This is a genomic window from Streptomyces sp. NPDC001381 (assembly GCF_042895685.1).
Lineage (GTDB): Bacteria > Actinomycetota > Actinomycetes > Streptomycetales > Streptomycetaceae > Streptomyces.
In genome coordinates, this window is record NZ_JBIAWO010000003.1 from 617,909 (window position 1) to 632,886 (window position 14,978).

General features: G+C 71.4%; 19 protein-coding genes. 10 read left to right on the forward strand and 9 right to left on the reverse strand.

Features of this window, described 5'->3' with window-relative positions:
- Positions 1-118: 118 nt before the first annotated feature.
- Positions 119-520 (reverse strand): hypothetical protein, encoded by a 402-nt coding sequence (locus tag ACFY2L_RS16435; RefSeq protein ID WP_390822641.1) that lies wholly within the window; start codon positions 518-520, stop codon positions 119-121.
- Between the two features lie 116 nt (positions 521-636).
- On the opposite strand from ACFY2L_RS16435, the gene ACFY2L_RS16440 reads away from it, so the two are divergent.
- Positions 637-1,107, forward strand: coding sequence for a DUF1877 family protein (locus ACFY2L_RS16440; protein WP_390658296.1), 471 nt, complete (start codon positions 637-639; stop codon positions 1,105-1,107).
- 24 nt (positions 1,108-1,131) lie between these two features.
- Here ACFY2L_RS16440 and ACFY2L_RS16445 read toward each other — a convergent pair whose 3' ends face one another.
- The 3 genes from ACFY2L_RS16445 to ACFY2L_RS16455 all read right to left on the reverse strand — a co-directional run bounded on the left by ACFY2L_RS16445 (position 1,132) and on the right by ACFY2L_RS16455 (position 4,260).
- On the reverse strand, positions 1,132-1,674 hold the full coding sequence (locus tag ACFY2L_RS16445) for a hypothetical protein (protein WP_390658295.1): 543 nt from the start codon (positions 1,672-1,674) through the stop codon (positions 1,132-1,134).
- 91 nt (positions 1,675-1,765) lie between these two features.
- Complete coding sequence (locus tag ACFY2L_RS16450; protein ID WP_390822642.1) at positions 1,766-2,566, reverse strand: DUF4328 domain-containing protein; 801 nt, start codon at positions 2,564-2,566, stop codon at positions 1,766-1,768.
- A gap of 89 nt (positions 2,567-2,655) precedes the next feature.
- On the reverse strand, positions 2,656-4,260 hold the full coding sequence (locus ACFY2L_RS16455; protein ID WP_390822824.1) for a glycoside hydrolase family 20 protein: 1,605 nt from the start codon (positions 4,258-4,260) through the stop codon (positions 2,656-2,658).
- 250 nt (positions 4,261-4,510) lie between these two features.
- Between ACFY2L_RS16455 and ACFY2L_RS16460 the strand changes: the two genes are divergently transcribed.
- The 5 genes from ACFY2L_RS16460 to ACFY2L_RS16480 all read left to right on the forward strand — a co-directional run bounded on the left by ACFY2L_RS16460 (position 4,511) and on the right by ACFY2L_RS16480 (position 8,747).
- Entirely contained in the window at positions 4,511-5,077 is a 567-nt protein-coding gene (locus ACFY2L_RS16460; RefSeq protein WP_390822643.1) for a 2-oxo-4-hydroxy-4-carboxy-5-ureidoimidazoline decarboxylase, read from the forward strand.
- 248 nt (positions 5,078-5,325) lie between these two features.
- Positions 5,326-5,706, forward strand: coding sequence for a succinate dehydrogenase, cytochrome b556 subunit (gene sdhC, locus ACFY2L_RS16465; protein ID WP_310765524.1), 381 nt, complete (start codon positions 5,326-5,328; stop codon positions 5,704-5,706).
- 5 nt (positions 5,707-5,711) lie between these two features.
- A complete protein-coding gene (locus ACFY2L_RS16470) occupies positions 5,712-6,194 on the forward strand; it encodes a succinate dehydrogenase hydrophobic membrane anchor subunit (RefSeq protein WP_390658292.1) in 483 nt (160 codons plus the stop codon).
- Positions 6,195-6,213: 19 nt separating this feature from the next.
- Positions 6,214-7,968, forward strand: coding sequence for a succinate dehydrogenase flavoprotein subunit (gene sdhA / locus ACFY2L_RS16475; protein WP_390658291.1), 1,755 nt, complete (start codon positions 6,214-6,216; stop codon positions 7,966-7,968).
- Complete coding sequence (locus ACFY2L_RS16480) at positions 7,968-8,747, forward strand: succinate dehydrogenase iron-sulfur subunit (protein ID WP_390658290.1); 780 nt, start codon at positions 7,968-7,970, stop codon at positions 8,745-8,747. The genes sdhA and ACFY2L_RS16480 overlap by 1 nt, the downstream gene beginning before the upstream one ends.
- A 215-nt stretch (positions 8,748-8,962) precedes the next feature.
- On the opposite strand, the gene ACFY2L_RS16485 is transcribed toward ACFY2L_RS16480, so the two are convergent.
- The 5 genes from ACFY2L_RS16485 to ACFY2L_RS16505 form a co-directional block, all read right to left on the reverse strand.
- Positions 8,963-9,406, reverse strand: coding sequence for an SMI1/KNR4 family protein (locus tag ACFY2L_RS16485; RefSeq protein ID WP_390822644.1), 444 nt, complete (start codon positions 9,404-9,406; stop codon positions 8,963-8,965).
- Between the two features lie 105 nt (positions 9,407-9,511).
- Positions 9,512-10,996 (reverse strand): FAD-binding protein, encoded by a 1,485-nt coding sequence (locus ACFY2L_RS16490; RefSeq protein WP_390822645.1) that lies wholly within the window; start codon positions 10,994-10,996, stop codon positions 9,512-9,514.
- A 162-nt stretch (positions 10,997-11,158) separates the two neighbouring features.
- A complete protein-coding gene (locus ACFY2L_RS16495) occupies positions 11,159-11,422 on the reverse strand; it encodes a TM2 domain-containing protein (protein ID WP_055632039.1) in 264 nt (87 codons plus the stop codon).
- Positions 11,423-11,706: 284 nt separating this feature from the next.
- Positions 11,707-12,108, reverse strand: a complete 402-nt coding sequence (locus ACFY2L_RS16500) for a DUF2752 domain-containing protein (RefSeq protein WP_390658287.1) — start codon at positions 12,106-12,108, stop codon at positions 11,707-11,709.
- Positions 12,101-12,577 carry a TM2 domain-containing protein gene (locus ACFY2L_RS16505; RefSeq protein WP_390822646.1) on the reverse strand — a complete coding sequence of 159 codons (477 nt, stop codon included), beginning with the start codon at positions 12,575-12,577 and terminating at the stop codon, positions 12,101-12,103. Before ACFY2L_RS16505 ends, ACFY2L_RS16500 begins: the two co-directional genes overlap by 8 nt.
- 177 nt (positions 12,578-12,754) lie before the next feature.
- On the opposite strand from ACFY2L_RS16505, the gene ACFY2L_RS16510 reads away from it, so the two are divergent.
- The 4 genes from ACFY2L_RS16510 (at position 12,755) to ACFY2L_RS16525 (ending at position 14,972) form a co-directional block, all read left to right on the forward strand.
- Positions 12,755-13,165, forward strand: coding sequence for a VOC family protein (locus tag ACFY2L_RS16510; RefSeq protein ID WP_390822647.1), 411 nt, complete (start codon positions 12,755-12,757; stop codon positions 13,163-13,165).
- Between the two features lie 93 nt (positions 13,166-13,258).
- Complete coding sequence (locus ACFY2L_RS16515) at positions 13,259-13,663, forward strand: hypothetical protein (protein ID WP_390658284.1); 405 nt, start codon at positions 13,259-13,261, stop codon at positions 13,661-13,663.
- Between the two features lie 5 nt (positions 13,664-13,668).
- Positions 13,669-14,178: a thiol-disulfide oxidoreductase DCC family protein gene (locus ACFY2L_RS16520; RefSeq protein ID WP_390658283.1), complete on the forward strand. Its 510-nt coding sequence runs from the start codon at positions 13,669-13,671 to the stop codon at positions 14,176-14,178.
- 20 nt (positions 14,179-14,198) lie between these two features.
- A complete protein-coding gene (locus ACFY2L_RS16525; protein ID WP_390658497.1) occupies positions 14,199-14,972 on the forward strand; it encodes a TetR family transcriptional regulator in 774 nt (257 codons plus the stop codon).
- Positions 14,973-14,978 lie beyond the last annotated feature (6 nt).

The following is a 14,978-nucleotide window of genomic DNA, read 5'->3' on the forward strand; positions in this document are numbered from 1 at the left end:
TCCGGGGGAACCGCGTCGGCTCCCCGCTGTCCCAGCGGACGGCGGCACCCGAACATCACAGGCCACAAACGTGTCGTCCGTCACACAAGCACCCGCGAGGGCGGCGGAGCCGGTCCGCTCACCCTTGTCCGCCCCGCATCGCGTCCCGGCACAGCAACCGCAGCGACCCGTGCCCGCCGAAGCAGCGGCGGGCCTCGTCGAGGGGGTCCCAGAGGCGGCCGTCGGGGGTGCGGACCCAGTGGTCGCCGCCGGTGGCCCACCACTCGGCGCCGGTCTGGCGGACGATCACCTCACCGGCGTACGCGCCGAGCCCGCGCAGCACGCTCTCCACGGCCGGGTACGGGGTGTCCTCGGCGCGCAGGTCCTCGATCAGCCGGTCGACGCGCCACAGGCTCTGTGCCGAGTGGTCGAGATACAGCCGGGCGCCCTCCCGCAGGGCGCACACCGCGTCCGCCGCCCAGCGCGCGGGCTTCGGGGCGGCCTGGGGCCGGGCGGAGGTCTGGCGAGTCGTACTGGTCATATACGGGAGAGCGTGGGGCGACCATGATCCGTCACCCGGATCCGGGGCCCTTCCCGGAACCGGCGCCGAACCGCCACAGGAGTGATGGTTCCGCGCCCTGCTGCGCTCCTTGAGTGATGAGCGCGTACCTCGACCTCCGTGCCGTACCCCCCTCGGCGCTGCGCAACAGCGCCGTCTGGCTGCGAAGGCTGTTCGACGACCACCGCGACACCGCCCGCGACGGCGGGAACCGGGTGGACCGCGACCAGCAGTTCCTCTACAGCGACACCCCACCCGAGCACGCGGACGCCGGCCCCGGGGCGTACGCGGTCCTCGGCGGCGGACGGGTGTACACGGCCGACGCGCAGGAACCGCCGTTCCTGCTGCTCACCGCGGCCCAGACGGCGCGGGTCGCGGCCTTCCTGGAGGCCGCCGACTTCGACCAGCTGTGGCGTCCGGCCCGGTCCGAGCTGCTGTCGCGCCACGGCGGACCCGCCGAGGAGCCCCGCACCCGGGCCGCCTTCGCCGCGGCGCACCGCGAGCTGACGGCGTTCTACACCGCGACCGCGCTCCACCAGGACGCGGTGGTGAAGTGGCTCGCGCCCTGAGCCGGCGGATCGGGACGGCGGGCCTCAGGAGCGTCCGCGGGCCCGGCGCGACACCACGGCCCGCAGCACCCGCCGCCCCTCCGTGGACACGTCCAGCGCCGGCCGCAGTCCGGCCACGCCGTGGCTCGCGAGGAGCTCCAGGACGGTGATCTGGCGGCGCAGCTCGGCGGCGACGAGCGGCGGCATGCCCTCCGTACGGCCCTCGCGGCGGGAGTCGACCGAGTCGGCGTCCTCGGCCGGGTCGAGCAGACGGTGGATCTGGAGCGAGGCGACGGAGCAGGCGTCGGCCCACACCCGCACCTCGGCGGCGGACCGGTCGCCCGGGGCCGCGTCGAGCATCCGGCGGGCGAGCAGCGCGGCCTCGCCGCCGTCCTCGCCCGAGGTCAGCTTGGCGCGGGCCAGTTCCAGCCCCTCGCCCCAGTCGGCCGTGCCCGCGAGGCCGGCCCAGAGCGGCCGCAGGATGTCGTCGTCACCGCCGAGCAGGGGCACACACCGATCCAAACAAGCCAGCCCACTGGCGGCCAGTCCGCGTTCGTCGGCCTGAGCGATCAGTTCCACCAGGCTCATCCACGCCTCCCTCGCCAGGGCGCCTACCTTACGGAGCCCACACTTTCCCTTACTGCGTGCAACGGGCCAGGAGTGTCACAGGGAGAGGTTTTCAGCCAACGGGACGGACGGGTCCGGAGGGGCCCGCGGGGGCCGCGGGACCCGCGGGAGCGGCACTGGCAGGACCGGTGGGGACGCCAGGGGCATCGGGGGTGGCAGGACCCGCGGGGGCGGCAGGACCCGCGGGACCGCCGGGGGCGGCGGGGAAGGCGGGGTCGCCGGGCGGGCCCTGGAGGGCCTTCGCGTTCTGCATCGCCGTCAGCCGCAGCACGACGAGGATCGCGAGCACGGCGGCCGCGAGGTCGAGCCCGTCGGCGCACATCACCTGGAACAGGGCGTCGTGCAGCTCCGAGGACGTCTCCGCCCGGGCGTACATCCGGGACCCGGCCCGGTCGGCGAGCAGCGACAGCACCCAGAGCGTCCACCAGGCGTTGACCAGCGCGTGCGAGCGCGGCCGCTCCCAGGGGGCGCCGGGGCCGCTGGCGTCCCAGATGTCCACGGTGATCCGGCGCGGATACCAGAGGTTCACGATCGGGGTGAACCAGCCGCCGATCGCCCAGCCACGGGACATGCGGTGCCCGTCCGGCCGGAACCACTCGGCGTTGACCCGCACCCGGTGGAACCAGCACAGGTACACCACGACGGTGGCGATCAGGGCCACGGTCTGGGCGAGGCCGACCGCGCGGTACAAGCGGTCCGCGGCGTCGAACCGGTCCGCCCCGCTCCCGAAGTAGACCTCGTCGTTGGCGTCGAGCAGGACGGACCCCGCCCAGAGGGCGAACAGGTCGGTGGCGGCGGTCAGCCCGAGCAGGACGGCGGTGGCCCGCCCGAGCAGGACAGGTGAGCGCGGCATGAAGGTCCCCCCGAATGATCAGCAGCAACGCGCGGCCTGCGGAACATACGGTGCACCGGCCCGGTGCGTCCACCTGATATGGCGCGGGCTCAGCCCAGGCGCCCCGCCAGCGCGGTGAACCGCGCCCACGACAGCGACGGTGTCCGCGCGTCCCACAGCTTCTGCGCCGTCGCCCGCAACGGCATCCGGATCCCGGCGGCGACCTGGTCCTGGGTCTGGGAGTTCGCGAGGTCGCACCAGACGGAGAAGGATCCGCCGAGGATCTGGGCGTCGTACTTCGCGGGCACGGCGGTCGTGCCGCGCAGCACGCGCGGGGTCCACTGCTCGTAGATCCGCCGACCGGTCGGGTACACGAAGGTCTGCGGCTCGCCGAGGACGTAGTAGAGGTACTCGTCGTTGTAGTTGAGCACCTTCCGCCCGGCGTCCAGGTACTCCGTCGGCACCCGCGCCCCGATCTCCTTGCCGGTCCAGTACGCGACCACCAGGTCGGAGGCGGGCTTCACGGTCGTACCGCGGAAGAAGCCGTCGTTCCACACCCGCATGGTCCGGTCGTGGGCGCGGACGGTGTCGGCGCGGTCGTTGAGCCAGCCGGTCGCGAGGTCGGCGACGCCCGCGCCGGAGCCGTAGCGCTGCCGGGCGGCGGTGGCGAGCTGCGGGTAGGAGGCGGCCGGGCTGGACACGGTCAGCGCCTGGTACTCGTCGCCGCCGAGGTGCCACTGGGCGCCGGGGAAGAGGCCCGCGTACTCGCCCAGCAGGTCGTCGAGGAGCTTCCCGGAGGCGTCCTTGGAGATGTCGATCGCGCCGCGGGTGGCGACCCCGTTGACGTTGCGCAGCTGCAGCTCGGGGTGCGCGGCGAGGACGGCACCCAGATGCCCCGGCGAGTCGATCTCGGGCACGACGGTGATGTGGCGCTCGGCCGCGAGATCGACGATCTCCTTCACCTGCGCCTTGGTGAGGTGCTGCGCGGCGACGATCTCGGGATGGGTGTCGGACTCGATCCGGAACGCCTGGTCGTCGGAGAAGTGCAGCCCGAGCTGGTTGAACTTCAGATCCCCCAGCTCACGGATCCGGTCCTCGATCCAGCCGGGCGAGAAGTACTTGCGGGCGATGTCGAGCGAGAAGGCCCGCTGCGGCTTGGCGGGCGCGTCCCGTACGACGCCCTCCGGTGCCGTGGTCCCCTTGGCCACCTCCTGCTTGAGGGTGCGGGTGCCGTAGAAGACGCCGGCGTCGGAGGGCCCGCTGACGGTGACCTTCCCCTGCCGCACGGTCAGGGTGTACGACTCCGGATCGCCGCCCCCGCCGGTGTTGAGCGCGAGCCGCAGGTCCCCGGCCCGGGAGTCGCCCTTCTCCCCCGCGTACGTCATCCCCAGCTCACCGGCGATCAGCCGCCCCTCGTCGGCGAGGCGCGGGTCGCTGACGACCACCCGGTGCTTGGCGGCGGGCCGCCAGCCGGGGCCGCGGGCCGGGGCGTGGGCGCGCACGGCGGGGATGGTGCGCGGGGTGGTGGACAGGGGGTAGCTGCGGGTGGGGCTGGGGCTGGCGGACGGCGTGGCGGCGGCGATCCCCGGTTCGCCCGCGGAGGCGCCCGGGGAGGTCTGCCGGCCCGCCGCGGATCCGGTGGGCGCGCTGTCGTCGCCGTCGGAGGCCCACAGCCCCATGCCTATCCCGAGGGCGGCCACCAGCCCGCCTGCCATCAGGGCCCGCGGCACGACCCGCTGCCGCGGGCTCCGCTCCTGCTTCCTCCGTGGCGCCGGGCGCCGATGCCTGTGCCTGCTCACCCCGCCAACCGTACGGCGCCCGGGTGACCGAAGCGCGACGAAGGAGTCCACCACCCGTTCCGAAACTCTCCCGTTCGAGTGAAATTCGGGCAACCGTCGGACACGTGATGACCACTCCCGATAACGTTGCGCCACACCTTTCACCACATCCCCTGCCACACCACTCGTGACGCGAGGATCCACGCTGCCTGCGCACCGTCTTCCCCACCTCACCGGCCGCCTTCCCATACCGGCGCAGGCCCGGACATCCCAGGCACCACTGCCGGGCCCTTCCCTGGACGCGTTCAACACCGCCGGCGTCGAGGAGACCCTCAGCGCCCTCCTCGGCTGCCTCCACAGCCTCTGCTGGGCCCGCAGGGTCGCGGAGCACCGCCCGTACCCCACGCTGGACGCCCTGCTGGCCGCGTCGGACGAGGCGGCGTACGACCTGACGCCGGAGGATCTGACGGAGGCCCTGGCCGGCGAGCCCCTCCCCGCCCTGCCGGAGGACGCGTACGAAGCGGCGCACATGGCCCTGGGAGCGGCTCACGCGGCCTACACGGCCCGCTTCGGGTACACGTTCGTCATCTGCCTGGACGGCGTCCCCCCGGCCGAGACCCTGGACCACGTGCTCGAGGGAATCCGGTCACGATTGACAAACGATCCGGAGGACGAACGGGTGGTGGCGGCGGAAGAACTCCGCCGCCTCGCGAGACAGCGGCTGGCCGGATTCCTCAGGGGCACGGCTCCGTAGCCGAGGCACGGCTCCGCCGCGGGGGCCTGACCAGCCCCGACACCGCACGCGGCGCATAACGGCAGCAACCGCCGCAGATGCCGCGCGGCTCACCCATACGCGTGCCAGTTTGATCACACCGGTAGGCCCGGCGTAAGCCCAGCGCCAGCGCGTCGCTACGATGCTGGGGGCCGGTGGACCGTACCCGGCCGGGCCCGTCCGACACCGAAGCCGGCAGGCCCCAATCCCCGCTCCCGGAGGGTTCTTCCGTGCCGGCTGGAACGCTGTACCGCGGCCGGGAAGGAATGTGGTCCTGGGTGGCTCACCGAGTCACCGGCGTCCTCATCTTCTTCTTCCTGTTCGTCCACGTCCTGGACACCGCTCTCGTGCGTGTCTCCCCCGAGGACTACGACAAGGTCGTAGCCACGTACAAGACCCCGATCGTCGCCGTGCTGGAGTACGGCCTCGTCGCCGCCATCCTCTTCCACGCGCTCAACGGCCTGCGCGTCATCGCCGTCGACTTCTGGTCGAAGGGTCCGCGCTACCAGAAGCAGATGCTGTGGACCGTCGTAGGCGTCTGGGTCGTGCTGATGCTCGGGGCGATCTACCCCGTGCTCGGCCACGCCGCTCGTGAACTGTTCGGGAGCTGACACCGATGGCCACCACTGAAACCACCGCGTCCGGGATCGGCCCCGTCGAGGGCGGCCCTGTCTACAACGTCGACAACCCGGCGCCCCTGATCGAGGCCCCGCGCAAGCGCACCAAGAAGTCCCCGAAGTCCACCCGGGGCAACTTCGAGATGGCCGCGTGGCTCTTCATGCGCCTGTCCGGCGTCGTGCTGGTCGTCCTCGTCATCGGCCACCTGCTGATCCAGCTGGTGCTGGACGGCGGCGTGTCGAAGATCGGCTTCGCGTTCGTGGCCGGCCGCTGGGCCTCCCCCTTCTGGCAGGTCTGGGACCTCCTGATGCTCTGGCTCGCGATGCTGCACGGAGCCAACGGCCTGCGCACGGTCATCAACGACTACGCGGAGCGCGCGAACACCCGGCTGTGGCTCAAGGGCCTGCTCTACACCGCCACGGTGTTCACCATCCTGCTGGGCACGCTGGTGATCTTCACCTTCGACCCGAACATCCGCTAGGCACGGGGCTGCGAGAATCATGAAGATCCACAAGTACGACACCGTCATCGTCGGCGCCGGTGGCGCGGGCATGCGCGCGGCCATCGAGTCGACGAAGCGCAGCCGCACCGCGGTCCTGACCAAGCTCTACCCCACCCGCTCCCACACGGGCGCCGCGCAGGGCGGCATGGCCGCCGCGCTGGCCAACGTGGAGGAGGACAACTGGGAGTGGCACACCTTCGACACGGTCAAGGGCGGTGACTACCTGGTCGACCAGGACGCCGCCGAGATCCTGGCGAAGGAGGCCATCGACTCCGTCCTCGACCTGGAGAAGATGGGCCTGCCGTTCAACCGCACCCCGGACGGCACGATCGACCAGCGCCGCTTCGGCGGTCACAGCCGCAACCACGGCGAGGCTCCCGTCCGCCGGTCCTGCTACGCCGCGGACCGCACGGGCCACATGATCCTCCAGACGCTGTACCAGAACTGCGTCAAGGAGGGCGTGGAGTTCTTCAACGAGTTCTACGTCCTCGACCAGCTGATCACCGAGGAGGACGGCGTCCGCAAGTCGGCCGGCGTCGTCGCCTACGAACTGGCGACCGGTGAGATCCACGTCTTCCAGGCGAAGGCCGTGATCTACGCGTCCGGCGGCTGCGGCAAGTTCTTCAAGGTGACGTCGAACGCGCACACGCTGACCGGTGACGGCCAGGCGGCGGTCTACCGCCGGGGTCTGCCGCTGGAGGACATGGAGTTCTTCCAGTTCCACCCGACCGGCATCTGGCGCATGGGCATCCTGCTGACGGAGGGCGCCCGCGGTGAGGGCGGCATCCTGCGCAACAAGGACGGCGAGCGCTTCATGGAGAAGTACGCGCCGGTGATGAAGGACCTGGCGTCGCGTGACGTCGTGTCCCGCTCCATCTACACGGAGATCCGTGAGGGCCGCGGCTGCGGTCCCGAGGGCGACCACGTCTACCTCGACCTCACCCACCTCCCGCCGGAGCAGCTGGACGCCAAGCTCCCGGACATCACCGAGTTCGCGCGCACCTACCTGGGCATCGAGCCGTACACGGACCCGATCCCGATCCAGCCCACCGCGCACTACGCCATGGGCGGCATCCCGACGAACGTCGAGGGTGAGGTCCTGGCGGACAACACCACCGTCGTCCCCGGCCTGTACGCGGCCGGCGAGGTCGCGTGCGTGTCGGTGCACGGCGCGAACCGCCTGGGCACCAACAGCCTCCTGGACATCAACGTGTTCGGCCGCCGTGCGGGCATCGCCGCCGCCGAGTACTCCCAGAAGGCGGCCTTCGTCGAACTCCCGGAGAACCCGGCGCAGTTCGTGATCGACCAGGTGGAGAGGCTCCGCACGTCGACGGGCACGGAGCGGGTGTCGGTGCTCCGCCGCGAGCTGCAGGAGACCATGGACGCGAACGTCATGGTGTTCCGCACCGAGCAGACGATCAAGACGGCGGTCGAGAAGATCGCGGAGCTGCGCGAGCGCTACCGGAACGTCTCGATCCAGGACAAGGGCAAGCGGTTCAACACGGACCTCCTCGAGGCGATCGAGCTGGGCAACCTGCTCGACCTGGCCGAGGTCATGGCGGTCTCCGCGCTCGCCCGCAAGGAGTCCCGCGGCGGTCACTACCGCGAGGACTACCCCAACCGCGACGACGTCAACTTCATGCGCCACACCATGGCGTACCGCGAGGTGGGCGACGACGGCACCGAGACCGTCCGTCTCGACTACAAGCCGGTCGTCCAGACCCGCTACCAGCCGATGGAGCGTAAGTACTGATGGCAACCCCGACCCTCGACAAGGCGGACGCGGCCGGCGCCCCCGAGCCCGGCTTCGCCGACTCCCCGTACATCACGGTCACCTTCCGCATCCGCCGCTTCAACTCCGAGGTCTCGGCGGAGGCGACCTGGGAAGACTTCCAGCTGGAGATCGACCCGAAGGAGCGCGTCCTCGACGGCCTCCACAAGATCAAGTGGGACCTCGACGGCACCCTGACCTTCCGCCGCTCCTGCGCCCACGGCATCTGCGGCTCCGACGCGATGCGGATCAACGGCAAGAACCGCCTCGCGTGCAAGACGCTGATCAAGGACATCAACCCCGAGAAGCCGATCACGGTCGAGCCCATCAAGGGCCTGACGGTCCTGAAGGACCTGGTCGTCGACATGGAGCCGTTCTTCCAGGCGTACCGGGACGTGATGCCCTTCCTGATCACGAAGGACACGAACGAGCCCACGCGCGAGCGTCTGCAGTCCTCCGAGGACCGCGAGCGCTTCGACGACACGACGAAGTGCATCCTCTGCGCGGCCTGCACCTCCTCCTGCCCGGTGTTCTGGAACGACGGGCAGTACTTCGGCCCGGCCGCGATCGTGAACGCCCACCGCTTCATCTTCGACAGCCGTGACGAGGCGGGCGAGCAGCGCCTGGAGATCCTGAACGACCGCGACGGTGTCTGGCGCTGCCGCACCACGTTCAACTGCACGGACGCCTGCCCGCGCGGCATCGAGGTCACGAAGGCGATCGCCGAGGTCAAGAAGGCCCTGATCACCCGCCGCTTCTGACCCCGCCTTCCGCGGTACGTCCACGAGGGCCCCGTCTCCCGGTCTCACCACCGGGGGCGGGGCCCTCGGGCGTCACACGCCACGATCGGGTGAACGTGATCAAGAGGGGCACCGGGGTCCGCCGTCCTCCCCGGCTCCGTCGGCGCCGGGGTCACCCTCGACGCGGCCGGGATCACTGCGAACAGGCCGGCGGAAGACGTGCGGCTGAGCCGCTCTCACCAGGAGGCGTACCACTCCGGGTCTCCGCCGGCGAGGCGGCGGCGTAGGTAGTCCTCCAGTCCGTCCGCCACCCGGCGGCGGCTGTCGCTCCCGTGCTCCCAGACGAAGACGTCGGGCCGCTCGGGCCTGACGACGAAGGCGAACAGGTCGCCGCCCCCGCTCTCCCCGAAGAGCAGCAGCGGGTCGAACGGCATGTAGCGCCCCCGGAAGCCGGCCGAACTCCTGAACTCCAGGTTCCGGTCCACGACTTCACCGACCGAGCACACCACCCCGGCCCCGTGCTTGTCCCGGGCGCCGTCCGCCACCCGCCAGAAGTCCTTGAGCGCGGCGGGCAGAGGATGCCCCAGCACCACTTCCGCCACCCGCATTTCCTCCTCGCAGCCGGGTCCGGCCGCGAGTTCCACGTCGGCCGACAGCGAGGAGATGAGCTCGATCCACATACGGTCATCCTTCATGGATCCGCCCGATGCACAACCCTCTCGCCGCCTCCGGTGCCGACGACGGGTGCGGAGCCGGAGACGGGATCCGGCTCCGGGGCGGCGGCGTCAGAAGATGCCCTGGCCCGGGACCAGGACGCCGGCCGGGTCGTAGGTGCTCTTGGCCGATGCGAAGGCCGGCCAGGCGGGGCCGAAGTGGGTGCGCCAGTCGTCGGGGGTGAAGGGGATGCTGCCGACGGGGTAGTGGGTGCCGCCGGCCGCGGCGACGGTGTCGTAGGCGGCGCGGTTGGCCGACAGGATGCGGTCGATGCCCGCGGAGTCGCCCGGTGCGGCCGCGCTGAGGATGTCGAAGAGGTACGAGACGTCCTCGTCGGAGGTCCGCAGCAGCGGCGTGGTGAGGTGTTCGCGGAGGAGGGGATAGAAGAGGATCACGCCTCCGGCGCCCAGGTCGGCGGGGGTGAGGGCGTCCAGGAGCGGGGCCGCGAGGGACGCGGCGGAGGAGCCGGGGAGCATGAGGTTGAGCCAGGGGTGGGCGTACGTCCAGATGCCCGCCTCCTTCATGGCCGCGATGACGGGGGCCAGCCGGTCGAGGAAGTCGAAGTACGGCAGGTCGGTGTACTGGACCGTCGACGGGTCGTGGCGCAGGCCGCGCAGGAGAGCGGTGTCGTCCGGGGCGGGGCCGACCGGCGGGCCGTAGGCGACGGCCTCCAGGCTGTAGACGCGGAAGGCTCCCGCGGCGTCCGTGTGGACCTGGCCCTCCACGTAGTCGAAGCGGCCCTCCCGGACGAGGGTGCGCTGGTCGTCGAGGAAGGTGGCGAGATCGTCGTAGGTCAGCTGGTAGTGGCGTACGGTCTCGGGCGCCGGCACCAGGCGCAGGGTGGCCTCGACGATGACGGCGCACTGGCCGAGGCCCGCCAGGACGGCGTGGAAGAGGTCGGGGCGGCGGGACGGGGAGCAGCGGACCAGTTCGCCCGCTCCGGTGACGACCCGCAGCTGGGTGACGTTGTCGACCTGGGCGCCGTGCCGCTGGGCCTGGCCGCCCAGGCCGCCCACGGACAGGGTGCCGCCGACGGAGAGTTCGAGGTAGTCGGTGAAGACCGGCGGGGTGAGGCCGTGGGCGAGCGTCGCCCTGGCCACCTCGCTCCAGCGGGCGCCGGCGCCGACGGTGACGGTGGTGCTGTCCGGGTCCACGGGGCCGATGTCCGCGAGGGTCGCGGTCTCGATGACCAGCCCGCCCTCCACCTGCGCCTGACCGTACGGGGCGTGTCCCTGGCCGCGCGGTGCGACCGGCAGGCAGTGGTCGTTGCAGAACCGGACCATGGTGACGATGTCACGGACCGAGCCGGGGCGCAGGACGGCCGAGGGACGGCGGTGCACGATGTGCCCGTAGTCCTCGGCCGCGGCGGTGAGTGAGGACTCGTCCGTGACGAGCGTGCCGTCCAGGCGGGGAATCCTGGTGAGTGCCGCCGTCTCCGTGCCGGACTCGGGCGCGGCCGCGGCCCAGCTGCGGGCGGCCGGGTCGAAACCGGCCACCGCGGCCCCGGTGACCGTGAGCCCGCGGAGAACGGTACGTCTTGACGGTGTGCGGGACATGCGCACTTCCACCTCTCAAGCTGCACGAAATCTTCAAATCCTCGACAGCCTAGGGCAGTTCGATCTCCGGTACCGCGTTTCCCGGGTGAAGTTACGCATGAGTACGGCGAGGGCCCCGCTCCTCGAGAGGAGGGGGCCCTCGCCGTCGGCGGTGCTCCGGGCTCAGCCGCGCAGGACGCGGCCCTGGCTGTCCGTGCGGTCGTTGCTCGTGAGGAACAGGATGCCGTCGATCAGGGCCCAGAAGCCGAGGCCGCCGCAGGTGAGCAGCTGGGCGATGCCCACGCCGACGGAGCCGACGTAGAAGCGTCCGATGCCGAGGGTGCCCAGGAACAGCTGGAGGATACCGGCGACGATCTTGGACTTGTCGGAGTACGGGCGACCCAGCGGGTCGACGCCGTAGGGGGCCTCGGGGGTGGGGACGGTCATGAGAACTGCTCCTGGGATGACTTCGAATGACCGGAGCCGGCTTGCTCCGGACGGGGAGTCCAGGAGGGATACGACGAGATGTTCACCTACGCCGACCGTCGTCGACGACCACGCCCGTGCCTGGTGCTGACCACGCGCGGACGTCCCCCCTGTGTCACGTGAGCCTAGAGAGATCAGTGGCGCAAAAGGGAGTAGCTGTGACCGATCGTTCCTGTTCCGTGATCAAAATTCGCCAACTCCGCGTTCGCTCACGGCGTCCGCGAAAACGAAGTGTGACCTGCCGCCTAGAAGGCGTTGCGGACCACCGTCCAGGCCACGGCCGCACCGAGGACGACGGCCACGCCCCGGCCGCCGAGGCGCGGGTGCCAGCTGCGGCCGTGCAGGCCCTCCCAGATCCAGCGGGCCAGGAGCGCGAGGGCGAAGGGGGAGGCGAGCAGCAGGACGCGGTTGTCCAGCCAGGCCTGGGCGAAGTGACCGTGCATCAGGTCGTAGGTCATGCGCGTGCCGCCGCAGGCGGGGCAGAGCAGACCGGTGACGAGGCGGAACGGGCACTGCGGGAGCACATGGCCGGGCTGGTGGGGGTCGGTGCCGTAGAGATAGGCGGAGCCCGCCGCGCCGGCGGCGAGCACCGCGAGGGGTGCCGCAGCCGGGTGCCGCAGCGCGGACGGGCGCTCCGCTTCAGCCACGCAGGACCCGCCCGTTGGAGTCGGTCTTGTCGTTGCTCGTCAGGATCATGATCCCGTCGACCAGGGCCCAGATGCCGAGGCCGCCGCAGGTGAAGAGCTGGGCGAGGGCGATGCCGACGTGACCCATGTAGAACCGGCCGACACCGAGGCTGCCCAGGGCGAGCTGGAGGACTCCCGCGACGATCTTCGACTTGTCGGAGTAGGGACGCCCGTAGGGGTCGTAGCCGTAGGGGGCGTGGGGGTCGCCGGTGAAGGTGCCCGGCGGCACGTAACCGGGGGCGGCGTATCCACCCTGCGGGTAGCCCTGCTGGTAGCCCGGCTGGGGCTGGCCCTGCTGCGGGTATCCGTAGGGGCCGGCCTGCCCGCCGGGCTGACCGGCGTAGGGGCCGGGGCCGCCGGCGTTGGGGTAGCCGTACCCGGGCTGGGGCGGCTGGTGGGGCTGCTGCGGGTGCTGCGGCTGTTCGGACAAGGCGAGTTCTCCCCGTAGTCGTCTGAGCGGATGATCTGCGTGCAAAGTGGGTGCACGTCATCTTGCAGCAGAAAACCGACCCCGGAGAAGCCGGGGTGGGCTTGGCCCGGTCGTCCGCTGCTCTTTCCTCCGCCGGCAATCACCGGTTCCTGCGGGGCCGCCACCTATTCTGACGGTATGTCAGATGACGAGTCCTACGAACTGCTCGGGTTCGACAACGTCCTGCTCCCCGTCGGCGACCTCGGCGAGGCCGTGCGGTTCTACGAGGGGGCCGGTTTCACGGTGGCGTTCCGGTTCGACGAGGGCGGGATCGCGCTGCTGAAGGTGGGGGGCGAGACCCCGGGGATCCTGCTGCGGCAGGAGGAGGCGCTGGGGCACCGGCCGCCCCCGTGGGCCTCGCCCCGGCTGTGGCTGGAGGTGCCGGACGCGCGCGTGGCGGCCAGACGGCTGGCCGACGCCGGGATCGCGCCGCTCGATCCGCCGTTCTCCGTGGCGACGGGATGGACCGTCGAGGTCGCCGACCCCTGGGGGAACGTCCTCGGGTTCACCGACTACACCAAGCGGCCGGAGCTCGCGCGCAGGACGTGACGCAGGTCCCACTCCGCCACGTCTTGAACGTGTTCAAAACTGAGCTACAGTCATCCCTGTCAGCGTTTTGAACGCGTTCAACAAGGGGGACGCATGGACCGCACGGTCATCGCCTACGTCATCTACCTGGTCGTCAGCATCGGTCTGACCGTCTGGGTCGCCCGGACCCTCAGCCGCAACGGACGGGTCTTCCTCGCCGACGTGCTGCAGGGCAACGAGAAGCTCGCGGACGCCGTCAACCACCTCCTGGTGGTCGGCTTCTACCTCGTCAACCTCGGCTTCGTCGCCCTCTACCTGAGCGGCGACGACACCATCGAGGACACCCGCGGCATCTTCGAGGCCCTGTCGACCAAGCTCGGCGTGGTGCTGCTGGTGCTCGGCGTGATGCACCTGGGCAACGTCTACGTGCTCAACCGGATCCGGCGGCGCGGGGTCATGGAGCGGGAGCAGATCCCGCCGGTCCCCCCGCAGGACTGGGCCGCCTCGGCCGGGGCGTGAGCACGATGGCAGCCGCACAGGCCGCCGACGACCGGGACGCCACCCGCGTCCCGGTCCGCCGGCTCACCGTCCTCTACGACGCCGACTGCACCCTGTGCACCTTCGTGCGCGACTGGCTGAGCCGGCAGCGGCAGCTCGTCCCGCTGGACCTCGTCGCGGCCGGATCCGCCGAGGCCGCCGCCCGCTTCCCCGGGCTCGACCACCGCGCCACCCTCGAGGAGATCACCGTGGTCGGCGACGGCGGCCAGGTCTACCGGGGCGCCGCCGCCTGGATCGTCACCCTGTGGGCGCTGCGCGAGCACCGGCCCCTGGCGCACCGGCTGAGCACGCCCGCCGGGGCACGGCTGGCCAAGGGCGCGGTCCTGGCCGCCGCCCGGTGGCGCGGGGCGCAGAGGCGGGACACCGGCTGGGGCGGGGGCGCGTACTACTCGGCCGACGGGTGGTCCTTCGACCGGCGTCACGGGTGGACCTACACCCCGCCCTCCTGTGCCGACGGCTCCTGCTCCACTGACTAGGCTCTCTCTCCGTGTCCGCCATCAACGAGCCCGCCGACGGCGAAGGCCGCGCCGAGCCCACTCCCGCTCCCCCGGCCGAGCCGCACGCGTCGTCGCCCACGTCGAAGTCCGAGCAGACCCGCGCGCTGATCCTGGAGACGGCGATGCGGCTGTTCCAGGAGCGCGGCTACGACAAGACGACGATGCGGGCCATCGCCCAGGAGGCCGGGGTCTCCGTCGGCAACGCCTACTACTACTTCGCCGGCAAGGAGTGGCTGATCCAGGGCTTCTACGACCGTCTCGCGGCGGAGCACCGCGAGGCGGTCCGCGGCATCCTGGCGCGGGAGACCAGCCTGGAGGCCCGGATGGCGGGCGTGCTGCGGGCCTGGCTGGACGTGGCCACGCCGTACCACGAGTTCGCGGTGCAGTTCTTCAAGAACGCCGCCGACCCCGACAGCCCGCTCAGCCCCTTCTCGGCGGAGTCGGAGCACGCGCGCGTGGAGGCGATCGCCGTCCACAAGGAGGTGCTCGCGGGCTCGAAGGCGAAGGTGCCGGAGGAACTGCGCGAGGTGCTGCCCGAGCTGATGTGGCTCTCCCAGATGGGCCTCGTCATGTACTGGATCTACGACCGTACGGAGGGCAGGGAGCGCAGCTACCGGCTCGCCGACCGCGGCGCACGCCTCACCGCGCGCGGTGTGGCACTGGCCCGGTTCCGGGTGCTGCGCCCCCTCGTGATGGAGATCCACGACCTGTTCACGGACTTCCTGCCCGGCATGACCAACGCCCTGCCGGACCCGGGGAAGAAGGACAGGTGACCCCGG

What these genes read in the sequence shown, in the direction of transcription:
- ACFY2L_RS16445 (WP_390658295.1), bottom strand. Translation starts at nt 1,674, where the DNA reads ATGAGCCTGGTGGAACTGATCGCTCAGGCCGACGAACGCGGACTGGCC.
- ACFY2L_RS16520 (WP_390658283.1), top strand. Translation starts at nt 13,669, where the DNA reads ATGGCAGCCGCACAGGCCGCCGACGACCGGGACGCCACCCGCGTCCCG.
- ACFY2L_RS16435 (WP_390822641.1), bottom strand. Translation starts at nt 520, where the DNA reads ATGACCAGTACGACTCGCCAGACCTCCGCCCGGCCCCAGGCCGCCCCG.
- ACFY2L_RS16470 (WP_390658292.1), top strand. Translation starts at nt 5,712, where the DNA reads ATGGCCACCACTGAAACCACCGCGTCCGGGATCGGCCCCGTCGAGGGC.
- ACFY2L_RS16495 (WP_055632039.1), bottom strand. Translation starts at nt 11,422, where the DNA reads ATGACCGTCCCCACCCCCGAGGCCCCCTACGGCGTCGACCCGCTGGGT.
- ACFY2L_RS16515 (WP_390658284.1), top strand. Translation starts at nt 13,259, where the DNA reads ATGGACCGCACGGTCATCGCCTACGTCATCTACCTGGTCGTCAGCATC.
- ACFY2L_RS16450 (WP_390822642.1), bottom strand. Translation starts at nt 2,566, where the DNA reads ATGCCGCGCTCACCTGTCCTGCTCGGGCGGGCCACCGCCGTCCTGCTC.
- ACFY2L_RS16440 (WP_390658296.1), top strand. Translation starts at nt 637, where the DNA reads ATGAGCGCGTACCTCGACCTCCGTGCCGTACCCCCCTCGGCGCTGCGC.
- ACFY2L_RS16455 (WP_390822824.1), bottom strand. Translation starts at nt 4,260, where the DNA reads ATGGCAGGCGGGCTGGTGGCCGCCCTCGGGATAGGCATGGGGCTGTGG.
- sdhA (WP_390658291.1), top strand. Translation starts at nt 6,214, where the DNA reads ATGAAGATCCACAAGTACGACACCGTCATCGTCGGCGCCGGTGGCGCG.
- ACFY2L_RS16480 (WP_390658290.1), top strand. Translation starts at nt 7,968, where the DNA reads ATGGCAACCCCGACCCTCGACAAGGCGGACGCGGCCGGCGCCCCCGAG.
- ACFY2L_RS16490 (WP_390822645.1), bottom strand. Translation starts at nt 10,996, where the DNA reads ATGTCCCGCACACCGTCAAGACGTACCGTTCTCCGCGGGCTCACGGTC.
- ACFY2L_RS16485 (WP_390822644.1), bottom strand. Translation starts at nt 9,406, where the DNA reads ATGTGGATCGAGCTCATCTCCTCGCTGTCGGCCGACGTGGAACTCGCG.
- ACFY2L_RS16510 (WP_390822647.1), top strand. Translation starts at nt 12,755, where the DNA reads ATGTCAGATGACGAGTCCTACGAACTGCTCGGGTTCGACAACGTCCTG.